Genomic DNA, 26997 nt, shown 5'->3' with positions numbered 1-26997 from the left:
CCGGCATCAGCCCTGTGGTTCGGCCAGGAACATCCGGTAGGCCGGGTTGCCGGTCTCGTCCCAGCAGGGATAGCCAAGCTCGTCCAGGCAGCGCCGGAACCGCGTCCGGTCCTTCTCCGGCACCTGGATGCCGGCCAGCACGCGGCCATAGTCGGCGCCGTGGTTGCGGTAATGGAACAGCGAGATGTTCCACTCCTGCGCCAGCCCGTTCAGGAATTTCAGCAGGGCGCCTGGCCGCTCCGGGAACTGGAAGCGGTAGAGCAGTTCGTCCTTCAACCCGCGCACCCGGCCGCCGACCATGTAGCGGACATGGAGCTTCGCCATCTCGTTGTCGCTCATGTCCAGAACCGGGCAGTCCAGGCCGCGCAGCAGGTCGATGATGTGGCGCTTTTCCGCGTCGCCCTCGGTCAGCTGGACGCCGACGAAGATCTGCGCCTCGCGGTCGTCGGCATAGCGGTAATTGAACTCGGTGATCGACCGCTTGCCGAGCGCCTGGATGAATTGCCGGTAGGCGCCGGGCCGTTCCGGGATGGTGACGGCCAGCAGCGCCTCGCGCCGCTCGCCGATCTCCGCCCGTTCGGCGATGTGGCGCAGCCGGTCGAAATTCATGTTGGCGCCGCTGCCGATGGCCACCAGCCCCTTGCCCTGGAGCCTTTCGCGCTCGGCATATTTCTTCAGGCCGGCCAGACCGACCGCGCCCGACGGTTCGGTGATGGCACGGGTGTCTTCGAAGATGTCCTTGACGGCTGCGCAGATCTCGTCGGTGTTGACGGTGATGACCTCGTCCAGCAGCTCGCTGCACAGCCGGAAGGTCTCGCTGCCAACCTGACGGACGGCGACGCCGTCGGCGAACAGCCCGACCTGATCCAGCTGCACGCGCTTTCCGGCCGCAATAGCGGCACCCATGCTGGCCGCGTCGTCGGGCTCGACGCCGATCACCTTCACGTCGGGGCGCAGGAACTTGACATAGGCGGCGATCCCGGCGGCCAGCCCGCCGCCGCCGATCTGCACGAAGATGGCGTCCAGCGGGTGCGGATGCTGGCGCAGGATCTCCATGCCGACGGTGCCCTGGCCGGCGATCACGTCGGGGTCGTCATAGGGGTGGATGAAGGTCAGCCCCTTGTCGGCCTCGATCTGGCGGGCGTGGAGATAGGCGTCGTCGAAGACGTCGCCGTGCAGAACGACCTTGCCGCCGCGGCTCTTGACCGCCTGGACCTTGATGGCTGGCGTCGTCCGCGGCATGACGATCACCGCCTTGATGCCCAGCTTCTGCGCCGACAGCGCCACGCCCTGGGCGTGGTTGCCGGCCGACGCGCACACCACCCCGCGCTCCCGCGCCTCCGGCGGAAGCCCGACCATCTTGTTGTAGGCGCCGCGCAGCTTGAAGGAGAAGACGGGTTGCAGATCCTCGCGCTTCAGCAGGGCCATGTTGTTCAGGCGCTGCGACAGCCGCGGCATCGGGTCGAGCGGGCTTTCGATCGCCACATCATAGACGCGCGCGGTGAGGATTTTGCGGACATACTCGTGCATGAACATCGGCCTTCCTGAACAAGTCGCGGACACCATAGCAAAGCCGTGGCAAAGCCGCCGCCTTTTGACGCTATGGCGCCTGCACCGCGCGGAAGGCGAGGGGCACGGCGACGCGCATCACCTCGATGAAGCGGCGCAGGCGGGCCGGCTGGTGGCGGGCGGGATGATAGACCAAGCTGACGGGCAGGGTGGGCGCCTGCCAGTCCGGGGCCAGATGCACCAGCCGGCCAGCTGCCAGATCGTCCACCAGCGCCCATTGCGAGCCGATGGCCGCCCCCAGCCCCAGGATCGCCGCGTTGCGGATCGCCTGCAGCCCGTCGGTGGACAGGCGTGGCCTGATGGGGAAGCTGGCCGTCTCGCCGGTCCCGGCATGGGTCAGCGTCACCTCGCCCCGGTAGAAGGTGCGCAGAGCCAGCCAGGGCAGGTCCGCCAGATCGTCCGGATGCTGCGGCACCGGCCGGCCGCCGAGCAGGGTGGGGGAGGCGACGGCAATCCGCGGCACTTCCGCCAGCCGCAGGGCGACCACCGACGAATCGGCGATCTCGCCGACGCGGATGGCGCAGTCGATGCCCTCGGCGATGAAGTCCGGCATGCGGTCGTGCAGCAGCCATTCCACCGTCATCCGCGGATAGCGGCGCAGATAGTCCGCCACCGGCCCGATCAACTGCTGCTGTCCGAACGCATGCGGCGCCAGCACCCGCAAATGTCCGGTCGGCTGGTCGTCGGCGCCGCGGACATCACTTTCCAGCATCTGCCAGCCGGCCAGCAGATCCTTGGCCCGCTCGTAACAGAGGGTGCCGTCCTCCGTCAGGTTCATCCGGTGGGTGGAACGGTGCAGCAGCCGGACGCCGAGCGTCCGCTCCAGCAGTTGCAGACGGCGGCTGACCGTCGGCTGGGTGCTGCCCAGCTGCGCGGCCGCGGCCGACAGGTTCCCTGCCTCCACGATGCGGACGAAGGTCTCCAGCAGGGCGATGCGGTCGCTGCCGACCGCCGAGAGATCATTGCTCATACGTGAAGCGTATAGCAAATCTACACCCGGTCCGGCTACCATCCCCTGCGGCCCGCCGCCATACTCCCCCTCAACCAAGACACTGCTTGCCCTTGAGGGGATTGAACGATGACAATCATTCAGACCGCGCATGCAACGCCGCTGGCAAGTGCAATCCCGCTGGCGCCTGCGCATGACGGCGGGATGAGCCGGCCGCTGGTGTTCCTGATGGCCGCGGGTACCGGTCTGGCGGCGGCGACTCTCTATTACAGCCAGCCGATGCTGGGTGTGCTCGGCTCCGACATTGGGGCGGCGGATCGGACGGTCGGCTGGGTGCCGACGCTGACGCAGTTGGGATACGCCTTCGGCATCCTGCTGCTGGCTCCGCTGGGCGACCGCTTCGACCGCCGCCGGATCATCCTGGCGAAGGTGTCGGTGCTGGTCGCGGCCCTGCTGGCGGCTGGCTTCGCGCCGTCCATCGGCGGATTGCTGGCAGCGAGCCTCGTGATGGGGCTTTCGGCGACGCTGGCACAAGACATCGTCCCCGCCGCCGCGACGCTGGCCCCGGCGGAGCATCGCGGCCGGGTGGTCGGCACGGTGATGACCGGCCTGCTGCTGGGCATCCTGCTCTCTCGGGTGGTCAGCGGCGTCATTGCCGAACAGTTCGGCTGGCGCGCTGTGTTCGTCGCCGCCGCCGGCAGCATCGCCCTGCTGGGTGCCACGCTGTGGCGTGGGCTGCCGCGCTTCGCGCCGACGACCGATCTCGGCTATGGCGAACTGCTGGGATCGCTGGTCACGCTGTGGGCCCGTCATCCCGGCCTGCGCCGGGCGGCGATGGCGCAGGGCCTGCTGTCGCTGGGCTTCAGCGCCTTCTGGTCGACCCTGGCGGTGATGCTGCATGGTGCGCCGTTCCATCTGGGTGCCGCCGCGGCGGGTGCCTTCGGTCTGGCCGGTGCGGCCGGTGCGCTGGTGGCGCCGATTGCCGGCCGCCTCGCCGACAGCCGCGGTCCGGCGCTGATGACCCGGCTGGGTGCCGGTCTGGCCGTGCTGTCCTTCGCCGCCATGGCGCTGTCGCCGCTGCTGCCCGAGGGTGGCCGCCTGTGGCTGCTGGTGGCGAGCGCCGTCGGCTTCGACCTTGGCGTCCAGGCATCGCTGATCGCCCACCAGACCATCGTCTATGGCATCGACCCGGCCGCCCGCAGCCGCCTGAACGCGGTGCTGATGGTCGGCATGTTCATCGGCATGGCCGCCGGCGCCACGCTGGGCAGCCAGGCCCTGGCCGCCTGGGGCTGGAACGGCGTGGTCGCCGTCGCCACCGCCGCCTCGGCCGCCGCCCTGGTCCTGCGGCTCCTCACCCGGTCGGACCGCTGAACCATCCATTTTCCCAAAATGAGCGCAAGCCCCCCGGAGCCATGCCGAAACGCATGGATCCGGGGGCTTTTCGTTGCGATTTCGTCGATTGCTGGACCCAAGGAGCCCGCATCCGCCCCCTATTGGCCGTCGCGCTCATCGTTGGCGGGGAATACGCTGAGCGATCCCGCATTTTGAAATGGGGGGCGACATGGCTGACGTGGACAAGGCATTCGCAGGGGCGATCCCGGCACTTTATGACCGCTATCTCGGCCCTCTCCTGTTCGAACCCTATGCCGGCGATATGGCACGGCGGCTTGCAGGCATGGAAGGGCGGATTCTGGAAACGGCCGCCGGAACCGGGATCGTGACGCGCGCCCTGGTCCAGACCCTGCCGGCAAGCGTCGAACTCGTTGCGACGGACCTCAATCAGCCGATGCTCGACCATGCGGCGCAGAAACTGGATGCGTCGCAGGTGACATGGCGGCAGGCGAACGCCCTGAGCCTGCCCTTCGAGAGCGACAGCTTCGACGCGCTCGTCTGCCAGTTCGGCGTGATGTTCTTCCCGGACAAGCCCGCGGGTTTCGCCGAAGCACGCCGGGTGCTGAAACCGGGAGGTCGCTTCCTGTTCAGCGTGTGGGACCGGATCGAGGACAACGAGATCGCTGCGGTCGTCAGCGCCGCCGTCGCCGCGGCCTTTCCCGACGATCCGCCCGGCTTCATGGCACGGACGCCGCACGGCTACTATGACACTGGGCGCATCCGCGACGACCTCCAAAAAGCCGGCTTCACCAACATCGCAATTGAGACCGTGACCCTGCGCAGCCGGGCGGCGACGGCCGCCGATCCGGCGACCGGCTTTTGCCAGGGAACGCCCATGCGCCTGGAGATCGAGGCGCGGGATGCAGGCCGCCTCGACGAGGTGACGGACCTCGCCGCCCAGGCCATCGCCCGGCATTTCGCCGACGGCCCCATCGACGGCAGGATTCAGGCGCATGTGATAACGGCGGTGGCCTGAGCCGGCGGTACGACCGTCAGCGTTGGACCGCCACGACCTTGCCCGGATTCATCACTCCCTGTGGGTCGAACAGCTGCTTGATGCCCTGCATCAGCGCCATCTCCGCCGGTCCCTTGAAGGCGGCGAGTGCGTCGCGCATGCTCTGGCCGATGCCATGCTCGGCGCTGATGGTGCCGCCGAGCGCGATTGCCTGTTCATGGACCGCCGCGCTGATCGCCTGGGCGATGCGGTCCAGCGGCTCGCCCGATGCCCGCAGGTTTTCGCGGAGGCTTTCCGGCAGGATGGCGACCAGATGGATGTTGCCGTCGCCGATGTGCCCCACCGCCACCACGCGGGCATCCGGCCGCACCGCCTTGATGGCCGCGCTGGCACGGGCGACGAAGTCGGGGATGCGGGCGACCGGCACCGCGGTGTCGTGGCCGACGACGATGCCGCTCTTGCGGTTGGCCTCCGACACGCTGTGGCGCAGCTTCCACATCCCATTCGCCTGGGCCTGGCTGCGGGCCACCGCCGCGTCGACGATGCTGTCGTCCTCCAGCCCGGTTGCCAGCAGATCCTCCAGCCGCGCGGCCAGATCCAGCCCCTGCATCGGATCGGTGACTTCGACCAGCAGATACCAGGGCATGATCGTGCCGAGCGGCCTGACCGTGCCCGGCACATGGGCCAGCACCGAGGCAAGCTGTCCTTCCGACAGGATTTCCGCCGTGGTCACCCGGTCGCCCAGCGCACCGCGCAGTTGGGCGAACACCCGCAGGGCCGCGTCCAGCGAGGGCAGGGCGAGGAAGCCGGTGGCGACGCTCTGCGGCCGCGGGAACAGCTTCAGCGTCGCCGCCGTGACGATGCCCAGCGTGCCCTCCGCCCCGATGAACAGGTGCTTCAGGGCATAGCCGGTGTTGTCCTTGCGCAGCGCCCGCAGCCCGTTCCACAGCGTGCCGTCGGGCAGCACCACCTCCAGCCCCAGCACGAGGTCGCGCATCGGGCCATAACGCAGCACCGCGGTGCCGCCGGCGTTGGTGGCGATGGTGCCGCCGATCTGGCAGCTGCCCTCGCTGCCCAGGCTCATCGGGAACAGCCGACCGGCCTCCTCGGCGGCGGCCTGGACTGCGGCCAGGGTGCAGCCGGCCTCCACCGTCAGGCTGTCGCCGATGGGATCGACCTCGCGGACCCGGTTCAGGCGCGACAGGCTGAGCACGAGGCTCCGTCCGGTCGTGTCGGGAATGGCGCCGCCGACCACGCCGGTGTTGCCGCCCTGGGGCACCAGCGGCGTGCCCGTCTCCGCGCACAGCCGGACGATGGCCGCCACCTGCGCCGTATCGGCCGGGCCGACCACCGCCAGCGCCGCCCCGCGGTAGCGCCCCCGCCAGTCCGCCAGGAAGGGGGCGGTGTCGTCCGGCCCGACCAGCACATGCGCCGGCCCGAGGATCGCCCGCGCCCGCTCCACCACCTCCGTGCCGGACATGCCCGTCACAGCCCGAGATAGGCGGTTTTGATGCGCGGGTCGGCCAGCAGGGTCTGGGCCGAATCCTCCATCACCACCCGCCCGGTCTCCAGCACATAGGCGCGGTCGGCCAGACGCAGGGCCAGATCCACCCGCTGCTCGACCAGCAGGATGGTGATGCCGGTGCCGTGCAGGTTCTTGATGGTGTCGGCCAGCGTGTCGACGATGATCGGCGCCAGACCCAGCGTCGGCTCGTCCAGCATCAGGCATTTCGGGTTGGCCATCAGGCCGCGGCCGAAGGCGACCAGCTGCTGCTGTCCGCCGCTCATCGTGCCGGCCTTTTGGGTGCGGCGTTCGGCCAGAATGGGGAACAGCTCGTAGACCCAGCGCAGCCGCTCGGCAAAGCCCATGCTGCCGGGCCGGCCGCGCAGCGCGCCCAGCTCCAGATGTTCCAGCACCGTCATCTCGGGGAAAAGCTGGCGGCCTTCCGGCACATGGACCAGACCGCGCTCGATCACCTGATGCGGCGCCAGCCGGTCGATGCGCTCGCCGTCGAAGGTGATCGTCCCGCCGCTCGGACGCAGCAGGGCGGAGATCGCCTTCAGCGTCGTCGTCTTACCGGCGCCGTTGGAGCCGACCAGCGTGACCAGCTCTCCGTCCTCGACGGTCAGGGAGACGTTGTGGACCGCCTCGCGGTGGCCGTAGCGGACCTTCAGACCTTCGACCTTAAGCATCGACCGGCTCCCGTCCCAGATACACGCGGATCACTTCCGGATCGTTCAGCACCTTGGCCGGCGGTCCCTCGGCGATCTTCACCCCATGGTCCAGCACCACCAGCCGGTCGCAGACGCTGGCGACCACGCGCATGTGATGCTCCACCAGCAGAACGGTGACGCCGCGGGCGCGGATGCGGCGGATCATTTCGACCAGCCGCTGGCCTTCCTCCGGGTTCATGCCGGCGGCCGGCTCGTCGAGCAGGAGCAGGCGCGGTTCGGCGGCCAGCGCGATGGCGATCTCCAGCCGGCGCTGCTCGCCGTAGGACATGGCGTCGGCCAGCGTGTCGGCGCGGTGGTCGAGATCGCAGAAGGCCAGGATCTCCAGCGCCTTGCGCCGCAGCTCCGCCTCTTCCCGCCGGTAGGCGGGGCTGCGCAGGATGGCGGCCCCCCAGCCGGCCCGCGTCGTGCGGAAGGCGGCGCTGCGCACATTGTCGAGCGCCGTCAGGCTGGGGAACAGGCTGGTGATCTGGAAGGTGCGCGACACGCCGCGCTGGCCCATGACGTGCGACGGCGCGCCGGTGCAGTCGGATCCTGCGAAGCGGATGCTGCCGGACGAGGGCGGCAGCGAGCCGCCTAGCATGTTGAACAGCGTCGTCTTGCCGGCGCCGTTCGGCCCGATCAGCCCGACCACCTCGCCGGCCTGGACCGTCATGGTGACGTCGCGCACCGCGGTCAGGCCGCCGAAGATGCGGGTCAGATTGCTGACGGCGAGGATTTCACCTGCGTTTGCGGCGGGGTTCATTTCGCACCTCCCTCCGTGCTGGGCAAGCCGGTGGGCGTGGCCGGCTGGGTGTTCTCCGACTTGTGGGTGTTGCGCCAGCGCTGCCACAGGCTGATCAGCCCGCCCGGCAGGAAGACGACGGTGCCGGTCAGCAGGGCCGCGAAGATGACCATCCGCAGCGGGCCGGCGACGCGCAGCGATTCCAAGAGGCCGATATAGACCAGCGCCCCCAGGATCGGACCCAGGATGGTGCCACGGCCGCCGATGATGACGACGATGATGAGGGCGGCGACATTGTGGACGCCCATGATGTCGGGGGTGATGACCCGGATGTAGTGGGCATAGATGGCGCCGCCGATGCCGGCGATGGCGGTGGCGGCGACGAAGCCCATCAGCTTGGTGTGGAAGACGTTGATGCCGAGCGAGGCGGCGAGCGGCGCATTCTCCCGCACCGCCAGGAAGGCGCGGCCGGTGCGGCTGCCCACCAGCGCGTGGCAGAGATAGGCGGTCGCCAGCACCAGGGCCAGCACCAGATAATAGGTCGGTCGGGCGCTGTCGAAGGCCAGCGGGCCGATTGCCATCGGCGGGATGTCGGTGATGCCCATGGGCCCGCGCGTCAGATCGACCCAATGGTTGGTGATGGTGAACAGGATGGCGCCGAAGCCCAGCGTCAGGATGGCGAACTGCGGCCCGACCACGCGCAGGGCGGCATAGCCGATGACCAGCCCGAACGCTGCGGCCACCAGCCCGGCCAGCGGCAGCCCCAGCAGCGGCGGCAGGCCCAGCTGTGTGGAGAGGATGGCCGAGGTGTAGGCGCCGACGCCGACGAAGGCGGCATGGCCGAAGGTGAGCTCGCCGAGATAGCCGATGACGATGTTGAGGCTGAGCGCCAGCAGCGCATACAGCATCCACAGCACCAGCAGATGTTCCAGATAGGCGTTGCCGGCCAGGAAGGGCAGGACGGCCAGGGCGGCGATACCGCCGGCAATCGCCAGGGGTTGGCCTAGGGAATGCCCATGAGAGTTGGTGTTCATCGCAGACCCCGCGCCGTGCTGAACAGGCCGTTGGGGCGCCACAGCAGGACCGCGATGATCATCGCGTAGCCGATCGCCTCCATGAAGCCGAGGGAGATGTAGCCGCCGCCCAGCGATTCGATGACGCCCAGCAGCAGGCCGGCGAAGAGGGCGCCGGTGACGCTGCCCAGACCGCCCATGATGACGACGATGAAGCCCTTCAGCACCGCCCAGTTGCCGATGGTCGGGAAGATCATCACGGTGGGGCCGACCAGGGCGCCCGACAGCGCCGCCAGCCCGCAGGCGAGCGCGAAGGTGTAGGTGTGGACCAGCCCGATGTTGATGCCGGTCAGCGCCGCACCGTCCGGATTCTGCGCCGTCGCCCGCATCATCTTGCCGAAGCGCGAATAGCGGATGAACAGGTAGACCGCGATCAGCGCCACCACCGCGGCGGCGAAGACCAGCACGCGCTGCTGGGTCAGCGTCACCGTGCCGATGTCCAGCACCTCGTCGGCGAAGGGACTCTCGACATATTTCGGATCGGCGCCGAACAGCAGCTCGCCGCCGTTGGCGATCAGCAGGGCGAGGCCCAGGCTGGACAGCAGGATGGTGAATTCATGGTCGCGGCGCAGCGGCCAGAAGATCAGCTTGTTGGCGGCGACGCCGAGCCCCGCCACCACCACGGCCGAGATCGCCGCCGCCGCGATGTAGTCGAGCCCGAACAGGGTGCCGACGAAATAGGTTATGTAGGCGCCGAGCATGTAGAACTCGCCATGGGCGAAATTCACGATGCGCAGCACCCCGAAGACCAGCGTCAGCCCGGTGGCGATGAGCACATAGGCCATCCCGTTGACCAAGCCGTTCGCGATCTGCTGGGCGAAGACGGTGAAATCCATGTCGAATCTTCCTGTCGGGAGTCTCCCCCTCCCATTTCGGGAGAGGGATTTTCACCAGCCGCCACTCAGTCCCGGACGCTGACGATCTGTTTCTTCTGAACCTGCACCAGATGGATCGCCTGGCTCGCCTGACCCTTGTCGGAGAAGCGCAGCTCCCCCATCACGGTCGGGACCGCCTGCGACTTCAGGGCCGCGGCGATCTTGTCGTAGGCGCGCGGGTCGCCGCCGGCGGCATCGACGCCGAAGGCCAGGGTCTGCACCGCCTGGGCGCCGAGCGCGGCGATGAAGGACGGATCGTTCTTGTAGTCCTTGCGGTATTGGTCCAGCCACGGCTTCAGCGACGGGGCGGCGCCGTCCTCGGTGAAGGGCGAGGCGGAATAGACCTGCTCCAGCGAGTTGCCGGACAGCTCGACCAGCTTCGGGTTCATATTGCCGGCCGACGCGATGACCTTGCCGCGATAGCCGGTCTGCTTGATCTGCCGGTAGATGGTGGCGCCCTGCGAGGTGTTGATCGCCGCGACATAGATGGCGTCGGCGTTCAGCGACTTCAGCTTGGTCAGCGCGGTGGTGAAGTCGGTGTCGGTGCGGTTGTAGAACTCGTGCCCCTTCACCTCGATGCCGCAGCCGGTCAGCAGCTTGGTGTAGTTGTCCAGCTCCAGCCGGCCCCAATCGTCGTTGACGTTCATGAAGGCGATGGACTTGGGCTTGATGCGGTCGCAGATCGCCTTCGAATAGAACTCCGACATCATCGCCGAGGTGGCGTTCAGGCGGAACAGGTACTTGTGCCCCTCCTCCGTGACCTTCGGGTGCTGGGAGCTGGTCATGACGGTGATGATCTTGTCGCGCGTCACTTCCTTCATCGACAGGGCGACGGCGCTGAACCAGCCGCCGACGATCATGTCGACGTTGTCCTGCTCCATCGCCCGCTTGGCGGCGCTGACGCCATCCTCGGGGGAACCCTTGTCGTCGTAGGTCAGCAGCTCGATCTTGCGGCCGCCGGCGACGCCGCCCTTGGCGTTGATCACCGCGGCCATCGCCTGCGCACCTTCCAGCCCGAGCTGGCCTTCGAAGGCGCCGGTGCCGCTCATCGGCCCGATGAGGGCGATGCGGACCGGGGGCTGCTGCGCCTGTGCGCCGGTGATGCCGGCGACGGGAATGGTCAGGACCAGGGCCGCCGCGGCGGCAAGGAGAGTGCGCCTACCGAACATGGGGTTCCTCCGTGGATTGGTCGTCTTTTGCGTTGCCCTTGGCCCCGGCGGGTGGTGCCCGCCGGCAAAGGATCGTCAGGCGGTCTTCAGGTAGCGCTTCTGCAATTCCTCGATCTGCGGGAAGCCGATGAAGTCGATGAAGCTGTTGTGGTCGGTCACCGGACGCGGCAGATCGCGGGTGGAGCGGCGTTCGGCCAGCGCCGCCAGATTCTCCTTCAGCGCCGAGGCGACGGTCATCAGCGGCACCAGCGCGTAGGTCGCCATGCCGGCCACCTCCTCGACCTCGTCGGCCGACAGCGTCTCCAGCCAGCCGAGCAGCTGCAGAGACAGCGGCACGCCGACCGCCTCGCGCATCGCACGCAAGCCATCGATGTCCCTGAAGCACTTGCTGATCGGCTGGATCATGTCGGCGCCGGCGGCGACATAGGCGCGCCCACGCTCCATCGCGGCGGCCGGATCGACCACGTCGGTGCGGGCGATGATCAGCATGTTGGGATCGCGCCGGGCCTCGACCGCCGCCTGGATCTTAGCGACGCCCTCGTCCATCGGGATCACCTCGACCCCGCCGACGCAGATCGGGCAGCGCTTCGGCGCCACCTGGTCCTCCATGATGACGGCGGAGACGCCCGACGCCTCGAACTCGCGGATCGTGCGCATCACGTTGATGGCGTTGCCGTATCCGGTGTCGATGTCGGCGATGACCGGGACGTTGACCGCCGACACCACGTTGCGGACCACCGTCAGGTTTTCTGACATGGTGTACAGCTCGGCGTCAGGCTGGCCGAGGAAGGAGGCCGAGACGCCGAAGCCCGAGGTCATCAGCGCGTCGAAGCCGGCCGCTTCGATGAAGCGGGCGGACAGGGCGTCATAGGCGCCGGCCGACCAGACGGTCTTCTGCGCCAGCACGCGGTTGCGGAATTCAGGTCCCCGAGACATGAGCATGGTCCTTTTGTTCGCGTTGCTGGGCCGCCTGCCGCTTCAGGAAGGGGACGAGGCCGCCGGCCTCGATCATCTCGGCATCCGCCTGCGGCAGCGGCTCGAAGGGTATTTCGGTGCCTTGTGTGTGGTTGCGGACCACGCCCGCCGCCCAGTCCACCTCGATCTCGTCCCAGCGCCGGACGAAGCCGAGGATCCCGGGGCAGCTCACCTGCGGGAAGCCCATGCTGACCTCGCCGCGCCAGTAGCCGGGCGAGAAGGATTCCGCGATCACCCCGGCGATGCCGAGATGGCGCATCGCCTTCATCGGCGGGTAGTGCGGGTGGCCGTAGCCGAAATTGTCGGCGCCGACCAGCAGGTCGCCCGGCTGCACCGAGGTGGCGAAGTCCGGGTCGTAGGCCTGCATGGCGAGCTGCGCCAGTTCGGCCACGTCGGTGATCTTGATGTTCTTGACGCCGACGATCTGGTCGACATCGAAATTCACCTCGTCGAAGATGAAGGCGACGCGGCCCTTCATCGCCGGCATATTGGCCGGCATGTCGAGTGTGGGTTCGGTCATGACCGGCCTCACAGGTACGGGCGCGGATCGGCGATCCGGCCCTCGATGGCGGACGCGGCGACCACCGCGGCGTTGCAGAGGTAAATCTCGGAGTCCGGGCTGCCCATGCGGCCGCGGACGTTCAGCGTGCCGGTGGACACCGCGCGCTGGCCCGCCGTCATCGTCGCGATGCGGCCGAAGCAATAGTCGCAGCTGGGGGAGGAGAGGAAGGCCCCCGCCTCCACCAGGGTGGAGACCAGCCCCTCGCGCGCCGCCGCCGCCATCAGCTCCTGGCTGGTCGGCACGATGTGCAGCGAGACGCCGGTCTTGACCCGCCGGCCTTCCAGCACCTTGGCCGCCGCCCGCAGATCCTCCAGCCGGCCTGACGCGCAGGACCCCAGATAACCGGCATTGATCTCCAGCCCGAGGAACTCGGTCAGGTCGCGGGTGTCCGCCGGGGTCGGCGGGACGACGACGATGGGTTCCAGATCCGACAGGTCGATGTCGTGGACCGCCGAATAGTGGGCGTCCGGATCGCTCGACACCGGCTCCAGCTTTTTGCGGGCGCGGGGCAGGGCGTAGTCCAGCCGCACCGGGTCGGGATTGACGATGGCGGTCAGGGCGCCGGTGAACATGGCGAGCCCGGTGATGGTCTGCAGCCCCTCCGTCGACATCGCCGCCACCGACGGCCCGCCCAGCTCCAGCACCTGGAAGCGGCAGGAACTCGGCCCCAGCCGGCGCACCAGATGGTGGAAGACGTCGCGCGCCATCACACCGGGCCGCAAAGACCCGCGCAGGTTTACCCGCACGGTGTCCGGCACGCGGATCGACACCGTGTCGCTGACGAAGGCTTCCATCACGTTGCGGCGCAGCCCGATGGCGAGTGTGCCGAAGGTGCCGAGCTGGCTGACATGGCCGTCGAAATGGACGACGAAGGCGCCCGGCGTCGCATAGCCGACCTCGGCCGCCACCTGATGGCCGATGCCGTGGCGCTCGAACAGCGGCACATCGTTCTCCGCGCACCAGTTGCGCGTGTTGATGTGCAGTTCCTCTTCCTTGGCGGTGGCGGTCGGCACCATGTGGTCGATGAATATGCCGAAGCGTTCCGGCTCGGCCACCCGCTCGATGCCGAAATCCTCCTTCATCGTCTTGAAATAGACGTCGGTGTAGCCGGGGAAGTCGTAGGCCAGCACGAAGTCCGGCTTCGCCTTGATGTCCTGGCCGGCGCGCACCGCGGGCAGCCCCGCTGCGCGTGCCAGGATCTTCTCGGTGATGGTGTAGCCCATGGCGTGGATGTCTCCGCTCCCGGTCCTCAGCCGCCGAGGCCGAGAGAGCCGGGATTCATCAGCCCCTGCGGATCGACGGCGCGCTTGACGCCCTCCAGCAGCGACCAGGTTTCGGGGGTCATGATCTCGCGGAACGGATAGTCGCGGGCGACCTGCCAGCTGACGCCGCCGAGGCTGCAATACAGCTCCTGCGTTGCGCGGCGCAGTTCCGCCACCGCGTTGCGTGCCGCCGGGTTGGCCGGGCGGTCGCGCCAGGGCTTCACCACCTCGTCGCCCAGGCTCGCGGCGTGTAGCGGCGTGATCTCGTCGGTCCAGTAGAAGGCCGGCTCCAGGAAGAAGTCGTTGCCGACCGTCATGGTCATCACCGAATAGATGATGCCGTGCTGTTCCATGAAGCCGCGCTTCTCCGCGAAGAAGGCGTCGTTGGCGGCGACCACCTTGTCGGCGTCCCCCAGCGGGAAGATGGCGTGGATCGGAACCCAGCGCTGGCCCTCGCGCCCCAGCATGCCGCGCACCGGCCCGAAGGGCTTGGAGCGCATAACCTTGGGCACGCTGTTCTCGATCTCCTTGCCGTGGCGGGCGCCGATCTCGCGCACCGTCTGCATCGCCTCGCGCAGCTGGGTCTCGCTGCGCCCCTCCACCACCAGATGGAGGGTGAAGTTGTGATCCTTGAGGAAGGCGGTGCCGGCGGTGGCGACGCTCAGCGCCTCCTTGGCGCCCTGGAACAGCGACTTGCCGGCCTTCGCCACGTTGCCCAGCGTCTTCAGCCCGTCCGACAGCTTGTTGACGCTGGCCGAATGCTCGACCTTGGTGCGGTCGATGCCGAAACCTTCCGAGACGCAGCGCGCCCGCGCCATCTCCACCTGGGCGGCTGCCATCGCCTGCATGGTGGCGAAGCCGAAGGACAGGAAATCGGTGTGCTCCGGCCGGCGGTGCAGCCGCAGCGTCGCCGCCACCTTGAAGCCCATGGCGCCGTTGTCGCCGAGGAACAGGCCGGTCAGGTCGGGACCGCCGGAGCGGGTGAAGGGCTTGGTGCCGACGCGTCCGCCCGATCCGGTGGTGACGGTGCGGCCGTCGGCCAGCACGACGGTGACGCCCAGCACGCTTTCGGCCACGGTGCCGTGCAGGGCGGAGCCGAAGAAGGCGCTGTTCTGCGATAGGGCGCCGCCGATGGTGGCGTTGATGCCCGACAGCGGCCCCCAATAGCCGGTGCGCAGCCCGGTTCCCTCCAGCGCTTCGTTCAGCGCCGCCCAGGTGCAGCCGGTCTCCACCGTCACATAGAGGCTGTCGGTGTTCAGCTCGACGATGCGGTTCAGCCGGCGGCTGTCGATGACGACCGAATTCGGGCCTTCGGGCAGATAGCCCTTGGTGTAGGACATGCCGCCGCCGCGCGGCACCACCGCCACCCCGGCCTCATGGGCGGCGCGCACGGTGGCGGCGACCGCGTCGCGGTCACGCGGCAGGGCGATGGCGAGCGGCGCGATGCCGGGCTGCCAGAATACGTCGTTGGCGTAGAAATTCCGGCTCTTCTCGTCATCCAGCAGGCCGTCGGGCCCAAGCGCCGTGCGCAGGGTGTCGATCAGAGTGGCCGGGCCGTCGAGGGCGGCGATGCTCATGGAGTGTCCCTCTGAAATGATCAGGCCGCGAGCGGCTCGAACCGGAAATTCTCGGCCGTGCGGCGGACATAGCCGGTGTGGGGAGCGCCGAAATGGGCGGGGAAGACCAGGGCGCCGCGGTCGGCGGCATGGTCCAGCAGCCGGCGGCGGGTTGCCACCGCTTGCGCCTGATCCTCGCAGAAACGGCTGTTCCAATCGGGGCGGGCGACCTGCATCGGCTGGTGCAGGCAGTCGCCGGTGAAGTAGGCGGCATGCCGGTCCGACTCCAGCCGGACGAACATCTGGCCGGCGGTGTGGCCGGGGGCCAGCTCCACCGACAGCCCGTCGAGGATGCGGTCGCCGTCCTCGATCAACTCGACCTGACCGGCTTCCCAGACCGGCAGGACGCTGTCCTCCATCACCGGGCCGTTGCCCGGCATGCCGATCAGCCCGCCCTCGGGGCTGCGCCAGTGCTTGAATTCCTGCGCGCCATAAATATAGCGGGCGTTGGGGAAGGTCGGGACCCAGCGCCCGTCGACCAGCTGGGTGTTCCAGCCGACATGGTCGATGTGCAGATGGGTGTTGATGACCAGCGTCACGTCCTCCGGCTGCACGCCCGCCGCCGCGAGGTTGCGCAGATAAGGCTTGTCCAGCATGTGGAAGCGCTCGAAGCCGGGGGTGTGGCGTTCCTTGTGGTTGCCGCAGCCGGTGTCGACCAGGATCACATGGCGGTCGGTGCGGATCAGCCAGGAATGCATGCTCGACATCAGGCGCTTTGATGCCGGGTCGAGAAAATTCGGTTCGGCCAGTTCGGGGTTCCAGGTCAGGATCGCATCGTCGTAGGCTGGAAACAGGAAGCCGGGGTCGAAGCCCGGCGTCAGCATTTCCTCGATCCGCGTGACCGTGAACGCACCAAGGGCGATGGTGTGCATAGTCCTCCCCTCGTGCAGGATGCCGGCGGCCGGTCCGGGAAATCAGGGGACGGCGGCGTGCCGGAGCATGGGGCGCCCGCCATCCGCAAAGGCGGTGGAGCGCGCTTGTTCTGTTTGGCTCGTTTTGTTTGTTTGCCAAGGAAACCATTTGCGCCGGATCGTGTCAACAGGCAAAATTGGTGTCACTGTTTGACACGAACGGCGCATCGCGCTAGGGACGGTGGAAAGGGGTTGCGGAACTCTGCGCCGGCCATCAATGCTAGCCGGCGCTGCTACTGCGGCGGGATGACGGCAGTTCCGCCGTCTTCCACCGGCTGTGCCGGACAGCAGCGTTTCCGCCTGGACTCGAGACGCGGGACATCCATAAGGGGCTTGAACGTATGGACACCGAACAGGACGACAACCAGGGCGCGGACAACCAGGGCGCGGAGCAGGGCACGGAAAAGAACGGTCTCAGCGTCCGCGCGGTGTCGCGGGCCCTGGCCGTGCTGCGCAGCTTCTATCAGGAAGGTCCGACGCTGACCCTGACGGAGGTCGCCGGTGCGGCGAAGCTCGACAAGGGGACGGCTCGGCGCATCCTGCTGACGCTGGTGCAGGATGGCTTCGCCGCCTTCGACCCGCAGAGCCAGAAATACAGCCTGGGGCTCGAGATCCTGAAGCTGGCCGGGGCGGTGCCGGAACGCCGCGACCTGCGCCAGATCGCCTCCACCATTCTGTCGCGGCTGGCGAAGACGACCGGCAGCACTGTGTTCCTGTCCGTCTACCATGACGGGTCGGCCGTCTGTCTGGACCAGTTCCACAGCGACCGCTCGGTCGAGGTGCGTTGGTGGATCGTCGGCGGGCAGCTGCCGATGAATTGCGGCGCGGCACCGCGCGTGCTGCTGGCCTATCTGCCGGAGGCGGAGGTCGACCGCGTGCTGTCGCGCGGGACCACGCGCCTGACGCCCCACACCACCACCGATCCCCGCCAGTTGGCGAAGGAGTTGGAGGAGGTGCGGCAGCGCGGATGGTCGGTGGCGGTCGACGACGTGATCGAAGGGCTGGCCGCCATCGCCATGCCGCTGTTCGAGCCGGACGGCCGGCTGATCGCCGCCGTCAGCCTGACCGGCCTGACCCCCCACATCGTCCGCAACGGCCAGCCCAATTTCCTCGACGACATGCGCGACGCCGTACGGGAGATCTCGGCGAACCTCTATTCCCTGTCGGCTCCGCCGCTGCACCGCGCCGCCCGCGCCCAATCCGCCATCGGCGGCTGAGGCGGAGCGGCAGCTGTGTCGCCTTACGACACAGGGTGCGGATTTGCCGCGCCCGGCTTTCCAGCGAGGAAGGCGGCGTAGCAGTCGATGGTTTCCTGTACCGCCTGGGCGCCCTGGCCGGGATACCAGACGGTGGCCGGGGTCGGCGTGACCTCCGTTCCGGCCGGGGCGAGCGTTTTCGCCTCCGCCAGCCCTTCGACCAGCATGTCGGCCGGACCGGCGCAGATCAGGGCCGGACGGGTCAGGCGCACCAGGGCCGCCCGCGTGTCGTAGCGGAAGGCGGCGCGGTAGGAGCGGTCGTAATGGCTGCCGCTCGCCAGCAGCCCCATGGTCCAGTCATGCAGCACCGTGGCGGTGGGGACGCCGATGTCGCGGGCGGCGGCGCGCTCCTGGCGGTACCACGGCCAGAACAGGAACATGTCGCGCCGCATGTTCCAGGCCTGGAGCAGATGCAGCCCCCAGCGGTCGGCGGCCAGCGGCGGGAAATAACGGTCGAGGATGTCGGCGCTGAAGTCGGCCGGGATCAGCACCGGCGCTTCCAGCACGGCGCGGCCGATCCGCTCGGGATGGCGGACCGTCAGATCCAGCGCCACCAGCGCGCCGGTGTGGGTTCCCCACAGGTCGACGTTATCCAGACCGAGCGCGTCGGCCAGCGCCAGCATGTCGTCGGCCAGCACGCCAATGTCCACCGCACGCTCCGGCTTGTCGGACTCGCCGTTGCCGAGATAATCGGGCGCGATGATCTCCCGTTCCGCCGCCAGCCCGTGCAGCAGCGGCAGCAGCGGTGCCGACGAACCCGGTGCCGACTGGAAAGTCAGCAGCGGCCGTCCCCGCCCGGCGCGGCGCAGATGGACGCGGCCATGGGGTGTGTCGGCGTAGTCGTGCCAGACCCGCAGCGGGTCGGCGAAGGGCCGGGTCGGCGGCAGCGGAGCGGCGGGTTTCCGGCCGGTGGTCGTCGGCGCGAGACGGTCGGCGACCGCCGCCAGCCCATCGACGCGGCTCTCTCCGGAGGCTGACCCGGTCTCCCCGCGCATGGCGTCCAGGCACAGCGACCACAGCGCCCCATACCGGTCCGGTGCGACGGCAGTGCTGCGCAGCATCGCATCCAGGTCAGGCGGAGCGGGCAGGGGAGCGCCGCTCCTGGCCGGATGGCTGGCGTCGCGCGGTTCCAGGACATGGGCGTCGCGCAGATGCGCCCACAGCACCGCCAGATGGGTGCCATCCGCACGGGGAGTCAGCGGGGCAGGACGCAAGTCCCGTTCGCTCCACCCCTCCGCCATGGCGGTGTCGACCAGCAGCACGCCGTCCGGCTGCCACCCCGTTGCCGGCAGAGCGCGTGCCAGAGGGGCGGCAAGGTCGAAGGCCAGCAGCGGGCAGCCGGTCAGGCCGAGCCGGCCGGCAGCATCGGCGATCAGGCGGGCCAGCCCGGCGACGTCGTCCGCCCAGCTTGTGACCGACCCGCCGGTCCCCGGCAGGTCGAACGCGGTAACGGTCCAACCCGGCAGAGCCCCCGCCAGCCGGTCGGCACAGACCGAGGCTGCTTCGATCAGGCCGGGAAGGACCAGCAGATCCGGGCCCGATCCGCTGCGCCAGACGCGCATCTGGCTGTCGGCGAGGGTCACGTAATGGGGTGTCGACATCGGTTTCCTCCCGATTGGCTGGCGTCGGGCGCCTGCTCTTCGATGATGTGCGGAAGTGGGAAATGGTCGCGCGAAGCGTCGGTTCCGCTCGCGTCGGGCGCTATGTTCGTCCCGCTGATGGTGTCGCTATTTGACACTCAGTTCATAGGATGACATAGTTTCCGCAAGACCGACAAGTGCGGTGCCGGTGGAGCCGCAGAGCTTCGAGCCCCCGGCATCGCCTGAATCCAGAAATTCCACCAGAAAATCCAATTTCATCGTCAGGGAGGAACGGCATGGCCTGGCCGGACGGGATCGGCATTTCCAAACGGCGCGAGCTGCTTTTCGGCACGCGCCTCGTACCGTGCTACAGCGAGCGTCCGGCCACCATCGACGCCATGTTCCGCGCCGCCGTTGCGCGCCGGCCGGACGGCGAGGCTCTGGTGGATGGGGAGCGGCGTTACAGCTATGGGCGGCTGGACGCGCTGGTGAGGCGCGCGGCCGCGTCCCTGCTGGCGCAAGGTGCCCGGCCGGGCGACCGCATGGCGCTTGTCCTATCCAACCGCGCGGAGTTCCTCATCGCCCTGCTGGCGGCGGCCCGCGCCGGCATCGTCGCGGTGCCGGTCAGCGCGCGGGAACAGCGGCCGGGCATCGCCGGCATCCTGAACGACTGCGGCGCCTCCATCCTGATCCATGACTCAGGCCTCGCCGACCGGATGCCCGACACCGCGGAGGTGCCGTCGCTGGTCTCGCGCTTCTCCGCCGGCGGAGCGGTGGACGGCTGCCGGCCCTTCGAGGAGCTGCTGGAAACCGACGCCGACCTTCCGCAGTCCGTGGAGCCGCAACGGGAGGAGGATACCGCCGTCATCCTCTACACCTCCGGCACCACCGGCAAGCCGAAGGGCGCGCTGCTGTCCCATGTGAACATCATCCACTCCGCCATGCATTTCGAGGAATGCTGGGACTATCGCGAGGGCGAGCGCGCGGTGCTGGCGGTGCCGGCCTCGCATGTCACCGGGCTGGTCGCCGTCGTCATGGCGATGATCCGCGTCGCCGGCTGCACCGTGATGATGCCCGTCTTCGACGTCGCCGGTTTCCTGGAACTGGCGAGCCGGGAGCGCATGACCACCACCGTGCTGGTCCCGGCCATGTACAATCTCTGCCTGTTGCGCGCCGACTTCAGCCGCTACGACCTGTCGTCCTGGCGGATCGGCGGCTTCGGCGGCGCCCCGATGCCGGAAGCGACGGTGGAGGCGATGGCGGAACGGCTGCCCGACCTGCATCTGCTGAACGCCTACGGGTCGACGGAATGCGCCACCATCATCAGCGTGGTTCCCATCGGCCACACCCGCGCCTGCCTGGATTCGGTCGGCATGTGCGTGCCCTGCGGCGACCTGCGCATTGTCGACGATCAGGGCCGGGAATGCCCGCCGGGGGTGAGCGGGGAGGTGTGGATTCGCGGACCCATGACCATCCGCGGCTACTGGAACCGCGAGGAGGCCACCCACGACAGCTTCGTGGATGGCTATTGGCGGTCCGGCGACATCGGCACGCTGGACGGGCGCGGCTATCTCCGGCTCCACGACCGCAAGAACGACGTCATCAACCGCGGCGGCCACAAGATCTACAGCGTGGAGGTCGAAAACCTGCTGGTCCGCCATGCGGACGTGGTGGAGGCGGCCGTGGTCGCCCATCCCGATCCGGTGCTGGGCGAGAAGATCCACGTCTTCGTCATTTCGAAGTCGGGCAGCCTGACCGAAGACGACGTGCGCGACTTCTGCCGCGCCAGCCTCGCCGAGTACAAGGTGCCCGATTACGTCACGCTGCTGGGCGACGCGCTGCCGCGCAACGCCAACGGCAAGGTGACCAAGCGGGTGCTGCGCGATCGGGTGTCCGCGACCTAAGCCCTCTTCAACCCCACCGCCGCCTCGACGAAGGCGATCAACTGCTCGGCATAGAGGTCGGGGGTGATGCCGCGGCGGCGGTGCTTGGCGCGCTTCACGTACCAGTCCTGCAGCATCGGCTTGATCAGCGCCGCCGTCATCGTCACGTCGGGCATGGCGAACAGGCCGCGGGCGACGCCGTCGGCCAGCGCGTCGGCGATCATGCTTTCCGTCAGCATCTCGCTGGTGACGGCAAGGTCGCGCCCGTCCTTGGGGAAGGATTTTGCCTCCATATAGGCGAAGACGAACCAGGGGTGCATGGTCTCGGTCAGGAACAGGTGGGTGCTGAGCAGCCAGCGCAGCCGGGCGGCTGGGTCGTTCGCCAACCCGTCGGGCGGGTGGCCCAGCACCTCCTCCACCACGCTGACAACCTGGCCCAGGATCATCATCAGCAGCGTGTCCTTGCTGTCGAAATAGGCGTAGAGCGCCCCCATGCTCAGCCCCGACTGCTCGGTCAGATCGCGCAGGCTGGTGGAGTGGAAGCCCTTGCGGTTCGCCAGCATCAGCGTGGTTTCGACGATGCGCGCCAGATTGCCGATGGCGACCGCTGGTTTCTTAATCCGGATGGTCGCGGCATGCCGCTCCAGGATGCGGGCGCACAGCGCCTCCATCGACAGATCGTGCCGTGCCTGGAAGTCGCGCAAGCTGTTCATACCGGCTGTCCTATCGTTTGCGATGCCGATCGTTCTTGCACATCGTCGGCGCCAAGGATATAAAGCGAGCGCTCGCTCGATTTTTCAAGAGTGCCGTTCGGGGCCATGCCCCGCCGCCTCGCCAAACGATCCCGACCATGGGAGGAAGCATGAGCGTCTCCATCGATCTGACCGGCAGGACGGCACTGGTCACCGGCGCCTCCAGCGGCCTGGGCCGCCACTTCGCCGGTGTCCTGGCGAAGGCGGGCGCCCGCGTGGCGCTGGCCGCGCGGCGGACCGAGGCGCTGGCCGAAACGCGGTCCGCCATCGAAGCCGCCGGCGGCAGCGCCGTCGTCGTCGCCATGGACGTCACCGACCCCGCTTCCGTCGCCGCCGCGGTAGACGAGGCATGGGGGGCGCTGGGCCGCATCGACATCCTTGTCAACAATGCCGGCGTCACCGCCACCCGCCCCTTCCTCGACATGGGCGAGGAGGACTGGGACCGGGTGATCGACACCAACCTGACCGGCTGCGCCCGCGTGGCGCGCGCAGTGGCGCAGCGCATGCGCGACGACAAGCAGGGCGGGGCCATCGTCAACATCGCCTCCATCCTCGGCATGCGGGTGGCGGGGCAGGTCTCGTCCTACATCGCCGCCAAGGGCGGGCTGGTGCATCTGACCAAGGCGATGGCGCTGGAACTGGCTCGTTACGACATCCGCGTCAATGCGCTGTGCCCCGGCTATGTCGAGACCGAGCTGAACGCCGATTTCTTCGCCAGCGATGCCGGCAAGGTGCTGGTCAAGCGCATCCCGCAGCGCCGGCTCGGCCGGCTGTCCGATCTCGACGGGCCGCTGCTTCTGCTGGCGTCCGATGCCGGCGCCTATATGACCGGATCGGTTCTGGCCGTCGATGGCGGCCATCTGGTTTCCTCCCTCTGAACGAACGGAGCGGTTCCATGGATTTCACACTTCCCGCGGTGTTGGAAGACTATCGCCGCCGCGTCCGCGCCTTCGTCGAGGAGGAGATCCTTCCCGTCGAGGCCGACCGCGCCAACTGGGACGAGCACGAGAACATCGCCGAAGCACCTCTGGCAGCGCTGCGCGCCAAGGTGAAGGCAGCCGGGCTGTGGACCCTGCAACTGCCGAAGGACGTCGGTGGCCACGGCCTGCCGATGGTCGGCGTCGCCGCCTGCTACGAGGAGATGAACCGCTCCATCTTCGGCCCGGTCTGCTTCAACGCCGCCGCACCCGACGACGGCAACATGCGGCTGCTGAGCATGGTCGGCACGCCGGGCCAGAAGGAACGCTGGCTGGCTCCCATCGTCGAGGGGCGGGTGCGCAGCGCCTTCGCCATGACCGAACCGCATCCGGGCGGCGGCTCCGACCCGTCGATGATGAAGACCAGGGCGGAGCGCAAGGGCGACCGTTGGGTGGTGACGGGTCGCAAATGGTTCATCACCGGGGCCGACGCGGCGCAGCACTTCATCCTGATGGCGCGTACGTCGGACGATCCGCGCAAGGGGCTGACCGCCTTCCTATTCGACAAGGACCAGCCCGGCTGGCGCATCGAGCGCCGCATCCCGATCATGGGGCCGGAGGAGCATGGCGGCCATTGCGAGCTGATCTTCGACGGGCTGGAGATCCCGGACGAGAATGTGGTGATGAAGGTCGGCGACGGGCTGAAGGTGACGCAGATCCGGTTGGGTCCTGCGCGGCTGACCCACTGCATGCGCTGGACCGGCCTCGCCAAGCGCTGCCTGGAGATCGCCGGATCTTACGTGAAGGAACGCGAAAGCTTCGGGATTCCGCTGGCTGAGCATGAGGGCGTGCAGTGGATGCTGGGCGAGACGGCGATGCAGATCGAGATCGGCCGGTTGCTGACCATGAAGGCGGCGCATGCGCTGGACAGCGGCAGCTTCGCCCGCAAGGAGGTGTCGATGGCCAAGGTCCAGGTCGCCGACACGCTGTTCAAGGCGGCGGACACGGCGATCCAGCTTTGCGGTGCGCGCGGTTATTCGAAGGACACGGTACTGGAATGGATCTACCGCTACGCCCGGCAGGCCAAGCTGGTCGACGGCGCGTCGGAGGTCCATAAGATGGTGCTGAGCCGCAGCTATCTCGCCGAGGGCGACGATTTTTGGGGCTGGCGATGAGCGGCGGCAGGAAGGCCGGTCTCGACTCCAGCCTGATCGATGCCGGCCGGAAGGCCGCTCTCGAAAGCTGGCTGGCCGGACAGGCCGGGGCGCGGTCGGTCACCGTCATCGACGAGGGGCGGCTGAGCGGCGGCGCCATCTCACTCAACCTCGCGGTGACGCTGGAGATCGACGGCGGGCCGTTGTCCGGACGCCATCCTTGCGTACTGCGCACCGGATCGGCGTCGGGCGTCTCTGCCAGCCTGGGCAAGGCGGAGGAGGCCGCGGTCCTGCGCGCCGTCTTCGCTGTCGGCGCCACGGTGCCGGAACCGCTGTTCGCCGGTGCCGATCCGGCGATGCTGGGGGCGCCCTTCTACATCATGCGGCGGGCGACGGGCGTCGCCGCCGGCTTCCGCATCGTCAAGAGCGAGGAACCGCGGCGCGAACTGGCCCGTGAACTCGGCCGGCAGCTCGGCCTGATCCACCGGGTGCGGCCGGGTGCGGCAGGGGTGGGATTGGAGTTCCTGGCGCGGCCGGAACCGACGGCGGCCTTGCAGGCGGTGGCCGATTTCCGCCGCTGGGCCGGGCGCTACGCCGCCAGCGATCCGGTGCTGGCCTATGGCCTGCGCTGGCTGGAGCGGAACGCAGTGCCGGCCGGCGACCTGGTGCTGTGCCATCGCGACTACCGCACCGGCAACTATATGGTCGACGGTGACCGACTGACGGCGATCATCGACTGGGAGTTCGCCGGCTGGTCGGATCCGATGGAGGATCTGGGCTGGTTCTGCGCCGCCTGCTGGCGCTTCGGCCGCAACGACCGCGAAGCCGGCGGCATCGCCGACCGCTCCGACCTCTATGCCGGCTACGAGGAAACCGCCGGACGCGGGGTGGACCCTGTCGCCGTCGCCTATTGGGAGGCCGCGGCCTGCATGCGCTGGGCGGTCATCGCCATTCAGCAGGCCGACCGCCACATCTCCGGCACCGAACCGTCGCTGGAACTGGCGTTGACCGGCAGGATGCTGCCGGAGATCGAAATGGATTTGTTGCGCCACCTCGATGCTGTCGAGGCCGCGCCATGATCGGAGACGCCATGATCGGAGACGGGGCATGATCAACGACGATCCCGGCGCCCGCGATCTGGTCGCCATCGCACTGCGCAGCTTTCGCGAGGCGATCCTGCCGGTGGTGCCGGCCGACCAGCGCTTCACCGCACTGATGATCGCCAACGCGCTGGGGACGGCCGAGCGGGAACTCGCCGCCGGCACCGGTGCCGAGCCTGCCCTGGCCGCCGCCGTCGGCGACCTGCTGGGCGAAGCCGGCGATCTGCCGACCCTGCTGCCGCGGCTCTGCGCCGCCATCGATGCCGGGCGCTTCGACGCACCGGACCGGCAGTCGGCTTTGCGGGCGGTCCTGACGGACATCACGCTGGCAAGGCTGGCGGTCAGCAACCCCAAGCGGCTGTCCGCGGAACGGCGGGAACCCGGCCGATGAGCCTGTTTCCGCCCCTGGAAGGAACGGTCGCCCGCCGCCGCCTCTACCTGCTGCGCCACGGTCACGTCGCCTATTACGATGCCGATGGCAAACCGTTGAATCCGAAGCTTGCCGCGCTGACCGACCGCGGCCGGGAGGAGGCGCGGACGGCGGGCGCCCTGCTGGCCGGTGTGCCGCTGGACCGCGTGCTGTGTTCGGGCCTCGCCCGCACGCGGCAGACGGCCGAACTGGTGGCCGCTCCGCATGGGCTGCCGGTGGAGGACGATCCCGAGTATCTGGAAATCCGCGCCGGCCGGCTGTCGGAAGTGCCGAAGGAGCGGCGCGAGGCCGCCTATGTCTATGGCTTCGAAGCGGCGGCGGAGGATGGGCGCTTCGCCGGCGGCGACGGCTTCGCCGCCGTGCGCGACCGGGTGGTGGCCGCCATCGAGGCGCTGGTGAGGCAACCGGACTGGACCCATCTGGCGCTGATCGCCCATGACGGGGTGAACCGCATGCTGCTGTCCTGGGCCTGCAGCGCCGGCCTGTCCGCCCTGTCGGCCTTCGAACAGGATTACGGCTGCATCAACATCATCGACATTGACGTGACGGCCGACCGGGTGGTCCGCCGCCTGATCCGCGCGGTCAACCTGACGCCCGGCAATCCGGCGAAGATCGGTCTGCACCGCAGCAGCCTGGAGGAGGCCTTCGGCCCGTTGCTGGCTCTGGATTGATGTCCCAGACCGTCATTCGCTTGGTTTCATGCCGTCGATCTGACGCCGCCAGACAGGGTCCGACAGGCGTTCGATCAAGAAATCGGCCAGCACGCCGACTTTGGCCGGCCGCGTGCGGGCCGACGGCGTTATGAAGTAGAGGCCCCCCTTCGGCAGCCACCAGTCGGTCAGGATGGCGGTCAGTGTTCCGTTGGCCAGATGCTCCGCCGCCATGAATTCCGGCAGTTCGGCAATGGCCAGCCCGTCCAGCAGCATCGGCAGCAGCGCGTCGGCATTGGTGACGCGCAGCGGGCCGGACGGGATGACGCTTTCCTCTTCGCCGGCGCTGTTGGTGAAGTGCCAGATGTCCTGGCGCCGGCGATAGGCGTAGCCCAGGCAATGGTGGCCGTTCAGGTCGCGCGGGTGCCGCGGCTCGCCATGACGGACAAGATAGCTGGGGGCGGCAAGCACCACCGGCGCCACCCCGCACAGCCGCCGCGCCACCAGCGAGCTGTCCGGCAGCACCGCGACGCGCAGGGCCGCATCGAAGCCATCCCCGACCAGATCGACGACCGCGTCGCTCAGGTGCAGGTCGATGGAAATCTCCGGATAGAGGCGGAAGAAGCCCGGCAGCAGCGGCGCCACCCAGCGCAGTCCGAAGGACATCGGCACCGCGAAGCGGATCAGGCCACGCGGGCGGCTCGACATCTCGCGCACCGCGTTCTCCGCCGCTTCCGCCTCGTCATAGAGGCGGGTCGCCCGTTCCGCCAGGGAATGGCCGAAATCGGTCAGGGCCAGCCGGCGGGAAGTGCGGTTGAACAGCCGCGCGCCCAGCCGCTCCTCCAGCCGGCTGACCGCGCGCGACACGGTGGCGACCGAAACCCCCATGGCGCGGGCCGCACCGGCGAAGGAGCGCTCCTCAACCACCTTGGCGAACATCGCCAGCCCTTCGAAATCCGGCAGCTTCGACATCGCCAATCCTGCAACGATGGTTTTCAGTCATTTCTATTT

Annotated in this window: 25 protein-coding genes; 9 read left to right on the top strand and 16 right to left on the bottom strand. The window is 68.6% G+C overall.

What is annotated here, in order from left to right; all coding sequences use genetic code 11:
• Nucleotides 1-6: 6 nt before the first annotated feature.
• Together ilvA and ABNQ38_RS01965 are read right to left on the bottom strand one after the other, a co-directional pair.
• The gene (gene ilvA, locus ABNQ38_RS01970; protein WP_377805422.1) at nt 7-1566 is read right to left on the bottom strand and encodes a threonine ammonia-lyase, biosynthetic; all 1560 of its coding nucleotides are present in this window, start codon (nt 1564-1566) and stop codon (nt 7-9) included.
• Nucleotides 1567-1600: 34 nt separating this feature from the next.
• A complete protein-coding gene (locus ABNQ38_RS01965; protein ID WP_377805421.1) occupies nt 1601-2539 on the bottom strand; it encodes a LysR family transcriptional regulator in 939 nt (312 codons plus the stop codon).
• Nucleotides 2540-2647: 108 nt separating this feature from the next.
• On the opposite strand from ABNQ38_RS01965, the gene ABNQ38_RS01960 reads away from it, so the two are divergent.
• Nucleotides 2648-3889, top strand: coding sequence for an MFS transporter (locus ABNQ38_RS01960; RefSeq protein ID WP_377805420.1), 1242 nt, complete (start codon nt 2648-2650; stop codon nt 3887-3889).
• Nucleotides 3890-4079: 190 nt separating this feature from the next.
• A complete protein-coding gene (locus ABNQ38_RS01955; protein WP_377805419.1) occupies nt 4080-4886 on the top strand; it encodes a class I SAM-dependent methyltransferase in 807 nt (268 codons plus the stop codon).
• A gap of 16 nt (nt 4887-4902) precedes the next feature.
• Here the strand turns inward: ABNQ38_RS01955 and ABNQ38_RS01950 are convergent, their stop codons facing one another.
• The 11 genes from ABNQ38_RS01950 to ABNQ38_RS01900 all read right to left on the bottom strand — a co-directional run bounded on the left by ABNQ38_RS01950 (nt 4903) and on the right by ABNQ38_RS01900 (nt 16225).
• Nucleotides 4903-6345 carry an FAD-binding oxidoreductase gene (locus tag ABNQ38_RS01950; RefSeq protein ID WP_377805418.1) on the bottom strand — a complete coding sequence of 481 codons (1443 nt, stop codon included), beginning with the start codon at nt 6343-6345 and terminating at the stop codon, nt 4903-4905.
• Between the two features lie 5 nt (nt 6346-6350).
• Nucleotides 6351-7058 carry an ABC transporter ATP-binding protein gene (locus ABNQ38_RS01945; RefSeq protein WP_109050988.1) on the bottom strand — a complete coding sequence of 236 codons (708 nt, stop codon included), beginning with the start codon at nt 7056-7058 and terminating at the stop codon, nt 6351-6353.
• Nucleotides 7051-7842 (bottom strand): ABC transporter ATP-binding protein, encoded by a 792-nt coding sequence (locus ABNQ38_RS01940; protein WP_377805417.1) that lies wholly within the window; start codon nt 7840-7842, stop codon nt 7051-7053. Before ABNQ38_RS01940 ends, ABNQ38_RS01945 begins: the two co-directional genes overlap by 8 nt.
• Nucleotides 7839-8855 carry a branched-chain amino acid ABC transporter permease gene (locus ABNQ38_RS01935; RefSeq protein WP_377805416.1) on the bottom strand — a complete coding sequence of 339 codons (1017 nt, stop codon included), beginning with the start codon at nt 8853-8855 and terminating at the stop codon, nt 7839-7841. Before ABNQ38_RS01935 ends, ABNQ38_RS01940 begins: the two co-directional genes overlap by 4 nt.
• Nucleotides 8852-9730, bottom strand: a complete 879-nt coding sequence (locus ABNQ38_RS01930; protein WP_109050985.1) for a branched-chain amino acid ABC transporter permease — start codon at nt 9728-9730, stop codon at nt 8852-8854. The genes ABNQ38_RS01935 and ABNQ38_RS01930 overlap by 4 nt, the downstream gene beginning before the upstream one ends.
• Nucleotides 9731-9795: 65 nt before the next feature.
• Nucleotides 9796-10938, bottom strand: a complete 1143-nt coding sequence (locus tag ABNQ38_RS01925; protein WP_377805415.1) for an ABC transporter substrate-binding protein — start codon at nt 10936-10938, stop codon at nt 9796-9798.
• A gap of 75 nt (nt 10939-11013) precedes the next feature.
• Nucleotides 11014-11874, bottom strand: coding sequence for an oxaloacetate decarboxylase (locus ABNQ38_RS01920; RefSeq protein ID WP_377805414.1), 861 nt, complete (start codon nt 11872-11874; stop codon nt 11014-11016).
• Complete coding sequence (locus ABNQ38_RS01915; RefSeq protein WP_377805413.1) at nt 11858-12433, bottom strand: 3-isopropylmalate dehydratase; 576 nt, start codon at nt 12431-12433, stop codon at nt 11858-11860. The genes ABNQ38_RS01920 and ABNQ38_RS01915 overlap by 17 nt, the downstream gene beginning before the upstream one ends.
• A gap of 8 nt (nt 12434-12441) precedes the next feature.
• Nucleotides 12442-13698 carry an aconitase family protein gene (locus ABNQ38_RS01910; RefSeq protein WP_377805412.1) on the bottom strand — a complete coding sequence of 419 codons (1257 nt, stop codon included), beginning with the start codon at nt 13696-13698 and terminating at the stop codon, nt 12442-12444.
• A 26-nt stretch (nt 13699-13724) separates the two neighbouring features.
• A complete protein-coding gene (locus ABNQ38_RS01905) occupies nt 13725-15314 on the bottom strand; it encodes an FAD-binding oxidoreductase (protein ID WP_377805411.1) in 1590 nt (529 codons plus the stop codon).
• A 20-nt stretch (nt 15315-15334) separates the two neighbouring features.
• Nucleotides 15335-16225, bottom strand: a complete 891-nt coding sequence (locus tag ABNQ38_RS01900) for an MBL fold metallo-hydrolase (protein ID WP_377805410.1) — start codon at nt 16223-16225, stop codon at nt 15335-15337.
• A gap of 380 nt (nt 16226-16605) precedes the next feature.
• Here ABNQ38_RS01900 and ABNQ38_RS01895 point away from each other — a divergent pair, with 380 nt between their 5' ends.
• Complete coding sequence (locus tag ABNQ38_RS01895) at nt 16606-17481, top strand: IclR family transcriptional regulator (RefSeq protein ID WP_377805409.1); 876 nt, start codon at nt 16606-16608, stop codon at nt 17479-17481.
• 23 nt (nt 17482-17504) lie between these two features.
• On the opposite strand, the gene ABNQ38_RS01890 is transcribed toward ABNQ38_RS01895, so the two are convergent.
• Nucleotides 17505-19121, bottom strand: a complete 1617-nt coding sequence (locus ABNQ38_RS01890) for an alpha/beta fold hydrolase (protein ID WP_377805408.1) — start codon at nt 19119-19121, stop codon at nt 17505-17507.
• 275 nt (nt 19122-19396) lie between these two features.
• Here ABNQ38_RS01890 and ABNQ38_RS01885 point away from each other — a divergent pair, with 275 nt between their 5' ends.
• The gene (locus tag ABNQ38_RS01885; RefSeq protein WP_377805407.1) at nt 19397-21004 is read left to right on the top strand and encodes a class I adenylate-forming enzyme family protein; all 1608 of its coding nucleotides are present in this window, start codon (nt 19397-19399) and stop codon (nt 21002-21004) included.
• On the opposite strand, the gene ABNQ38_RS01880 is transcribed toward ABNQ38_RS01885, so the two are convergent.
• Complete coding sequence (locus tag ABNQ38_RS01880; protein WP_377805406.1) at nt 21001-21696, bottom strand: TetR/AcrR family transcriptional regulator; 696 nt, start codon at nt 21694-21696, stop codon at nt 21001-21003. The genes ABNQ38_RS01885 and ABNQ38_RS01880 overlap by 4 nt on opposite strands.
• 149 nt (nt 21697-21845) lie before the next feature.
• Between ABNQ38_RS01880 and ABNQ38_RS01875 the strand changes: the two genes are divergently transcribed.
• Genes ABNQ38_RS01875 through ABNQ38_RS01855 form a run of 5 tightly spaced genes read left to right on the top strand, consistent with a single transcriptional unit; the run spans nt 21846 to nt 26007 of the window.
• Nucleotides 21846-22613: an SDR family NAD(P)-dependent oxidoreductase gene (locus tag ABNQ38_RS01875; protein WP_377805405.1), complete on the top strand. Its 768-nt coding sequence runs from the start codon at nt 21846-21848 to the stop codon at nt 22611-22613.
• Nucleotides 22614-22630: 17 nt separating this feature from the next.
• Complete coding sequence (locus ABNQ38_RS01870; RefSeq protein WP_377805404.1) at nt 22631-23827, top strand: acyl-CoA dehydrogenase family protein; 1197 nt, start codon at nt 22631-22633, stop codon at nt 23825-23827.
• On the top strand, nt 23824-24885 hold the full coding sequence (locus ABNQ38_RS01865; RefSeq protein ID WP_377805403.1) for a phosphotransferase family protein: 1062 nt from the start codon (nt 23824-23826) through the stop codon (nt 24883-24885). The genes ABNQ38_RS01870 and ABNQ38_RS01865 overlap by 4 nt, the downstream gene beginning before the upstream one ends.
• 28 nt (nt 24886-24913) lie before the next feature.
• The gene (locus ABNQ38_RS01860; RefSeq protein ID WP_377805402.1) at nt 24914-25297 is read left to right on the top strand and encodes a DUF6285 domain-containing protein; all 384 of its coding nucleotides are present in this window, start codon (nt 24914-24916) and stop codon (nt 25295-25297) included.
• Complete coding sequence (locus ABNQ38_RS01855; RefSeq protein WP_377805401.1) at nt 25294-26007, top strand: histidine phosphatase family protein; 714 nt, start codon at nt 25294-25296, stop codon at nt 26005-26007. Before ABNQ38_RS01860 ends, ABNQ38_RS01855 begins: the two co-directional genes overlap by 4 nt.
• A gap of 12 nt (nt 26008-26019) precedes the next feature.
• Here ABNQ38_RS01855 and ABNQ38_RS01850 read toward each other — a convergent pair whose 3' ends face one another.
• Nucleotides 26020-26958, bottom strand: coding sequence for a LysR family transcriptional regulator (locus ABNQ38_RS01850; protein WP_377805400.1), 939 nt, complete (start codon nt 26956-26958; stop codon nt 26020-26022).
• Between the last annotated feature and the right edge of the window lie 39 nt (nt 26959-26997).

This window comes from Azospirillum sp. A29 (assembly GCF_042604625.1).
Classification (GTDB): Bacteria; Pseudomonadota; Alphaproteobacteria; order Azospirillales; family Azospirillaceae; genus Azospirillum; species Azospirillum palustre.
Note: the sequence above shows the minus strand (reverse complement) of the source record. Positions and strands in the feature narration are given on the sequence as shown.

Bases quoted from the DNA above. Each gene is read 5' to 3' on its own strand.
- ABNQ38_RS01880 (WP_377805406.1), bottom strand. From the start codon at position 21,696: ATGAACAGCTTGCGCGACTTCCAGGCACGGCACGATCTGTCGATGGAG.
- ABNQ38_RS01955 (WP_377805419.1), top strand. From the start codon at position 4,080: ATGGCTGACGTGGACAAGGCATTCGCAGGGGCGATCCCGGCACTTTAT.
- ABNQ38_RS01945 (WP_109050988.1), bottom strand. From the start codon at position 7,058: ATGCTTAAGGTCGAAGGTCTGAAGGTCCGCTACGGCCACCGCGAGGCG.
- ABNQ38_RS01950 (WP_377805418.1), bottom strand. From the start codon at position 6,345: ATGTCCGGCACGGAGGTGGTGGAGCGGGCGCGGGCGATCCTCGGGCCG.
- ABNQ38_RS01900 (WP_377805410.1), bottom strand. From the start codon at position 16,225: ATGCACACCATCGCCCTTGGTGCGTTCACGGTCACGCGGATCGAGGAA.
- ilvA (WP_377805422.1), bottom strand. From the start codon at position 1,566: ATGGTGTCCGCGACTTGTTCAGGAAGGCCGATGTTCATGCACGAGTAT.
- ABNQ38_RS01890 (WP_377805408.1), bottom strand. From the start codon at position 19,121: ATGTCGACACCCCATTACGTGACCCTCGCCGACAGCCAGATGCGCGTC.
- ABNQ38_RS01930 (WP_109050985.1), bottom strand. From the start codon at position 9,730: ATGGATTTCACCGTCTTCGCCCAGCAGATCGCGAACGGCTTGGTCAAC.
- ABNQ38_RS01920 (WP_377805414.1), bottom strand. From the start codon at position 11,874: ATGTCTCGGGGACCTGAATTCCGCAACCGCGTGCTGGCGCAGAAGACC.
- ABNQ38_RS01905 (WP_377805411.1), bottom strand. From the start codon at position 15,314: ATGAGCATCGCCGCCCTCGACGGCCCGGCCACTCTGATCGACACCCTG.
- ABNQ38_RS01935 (WP_377805416.1), bottom strand. From the start codon at position 8,855: ATGAACACCAACTCTCATGGGCATTCCCTAGGCCAACCCCTGGCGATT.
- ABNQ38_RS01895 (WP_377805409.1), top strand. From the start codon at position 16,606: ATGGACACCGAACAGGACGACAACCAGGGCGCGGACAACCAGGGCGCG.
- ABNQ38_RS01925 (WP_377805415.1), bottom strand. From the start codon at position 10,938: ATGTTCGGTAGGCGCACTCTCCTTGCCGCCGCGGCGGCCCTGGTCCTG.
- ABNQ38_RS01870 (WP_377805404.1), top strand. From the start codon at position 22,631: ATGGATTTCACACTTCCCGCGGTGTTGGAAGACTATCGCCGCCGCGTC.
- ABNQ38_RS01940 (WP_377805417.1), bottom strand. From the start codon at position 7,842: ATGAACCCCGCCGCAAACGCAGGTGAAATCCTCGCCGTCAGCAATCTG.
- ABNQ38_RS01875 (WP_377805405.1), top strand. From the start codon at position 21,846: ATGAGCGTCTCCATCGATCTGACCGGCAGGACGGCACTGGTCACCGGC.
- ABNQ38_RS01965 (WP_377805421.1), bottom strand. From the start codon at position 2,539: ATGAGCAATGATCTCTCGGCGGTCGGCAGCGACCGCATCGCCCTGCTG.
- ABNQ38_RS01865 (WP_377805403.1), top strand. From the start codon at position 23,824: ATGAGCGGCGGCAGGAAGGCCGGTCTCGACTCCAGCCTGATCGATGCC.
- ABNQ38_RS01855 (WP_377805401.1), top strand. From the start codon at position 25,294: ATGAGCCTGTTTCCGCCCCTGGAAGGAACGGTCGCCCGCCGCCGCCTC.
- ABNQ38_RS01960 (WP_377805420.1), top strand. From the start codon at position 2,648: ATGACAATCATTCAGACCGCGCATGCAACGCCGCTGGCAAGTGCAATC.
- ABNQ38_RS01885 (WP_377805407.1), top strand. From the start codon at position 19,397: ATGGCCTGGCCGGACGGGATCGGCATTTCCAAACGGCGCGAGCTGCTT.
- ABNQ38_RS01850 (WP_377805400.1), bottom strand. From the start codon at position 26,958: ATGTCGAAGCTGCCGGATTTCGAAGGGCTGGCGATGTTCGCCAAGGTG.
- ABNQ38_RS01910 (WP_377805412.1), bottom strand. From the start codon at position 13,698: ATGGGCTACACCATCACCGAGAAGATCCTGGCACGCGCAGCGGGGCTG.
- ABNQ38_RS01860 (WP_377805402.1), top strand. From the start codon at position 24,914: ATGATCAACGACGATCCCGGCGCCCGCGATCTGGTCGCCATCGCACTG.
- ABNQ38_RS01915 (WP_377805413.1), bottom strand. From the start codon at position 12,433: ATGACCGAACCCACACTCGACATGCCGGCCAATATGCCGGCGATGAAG.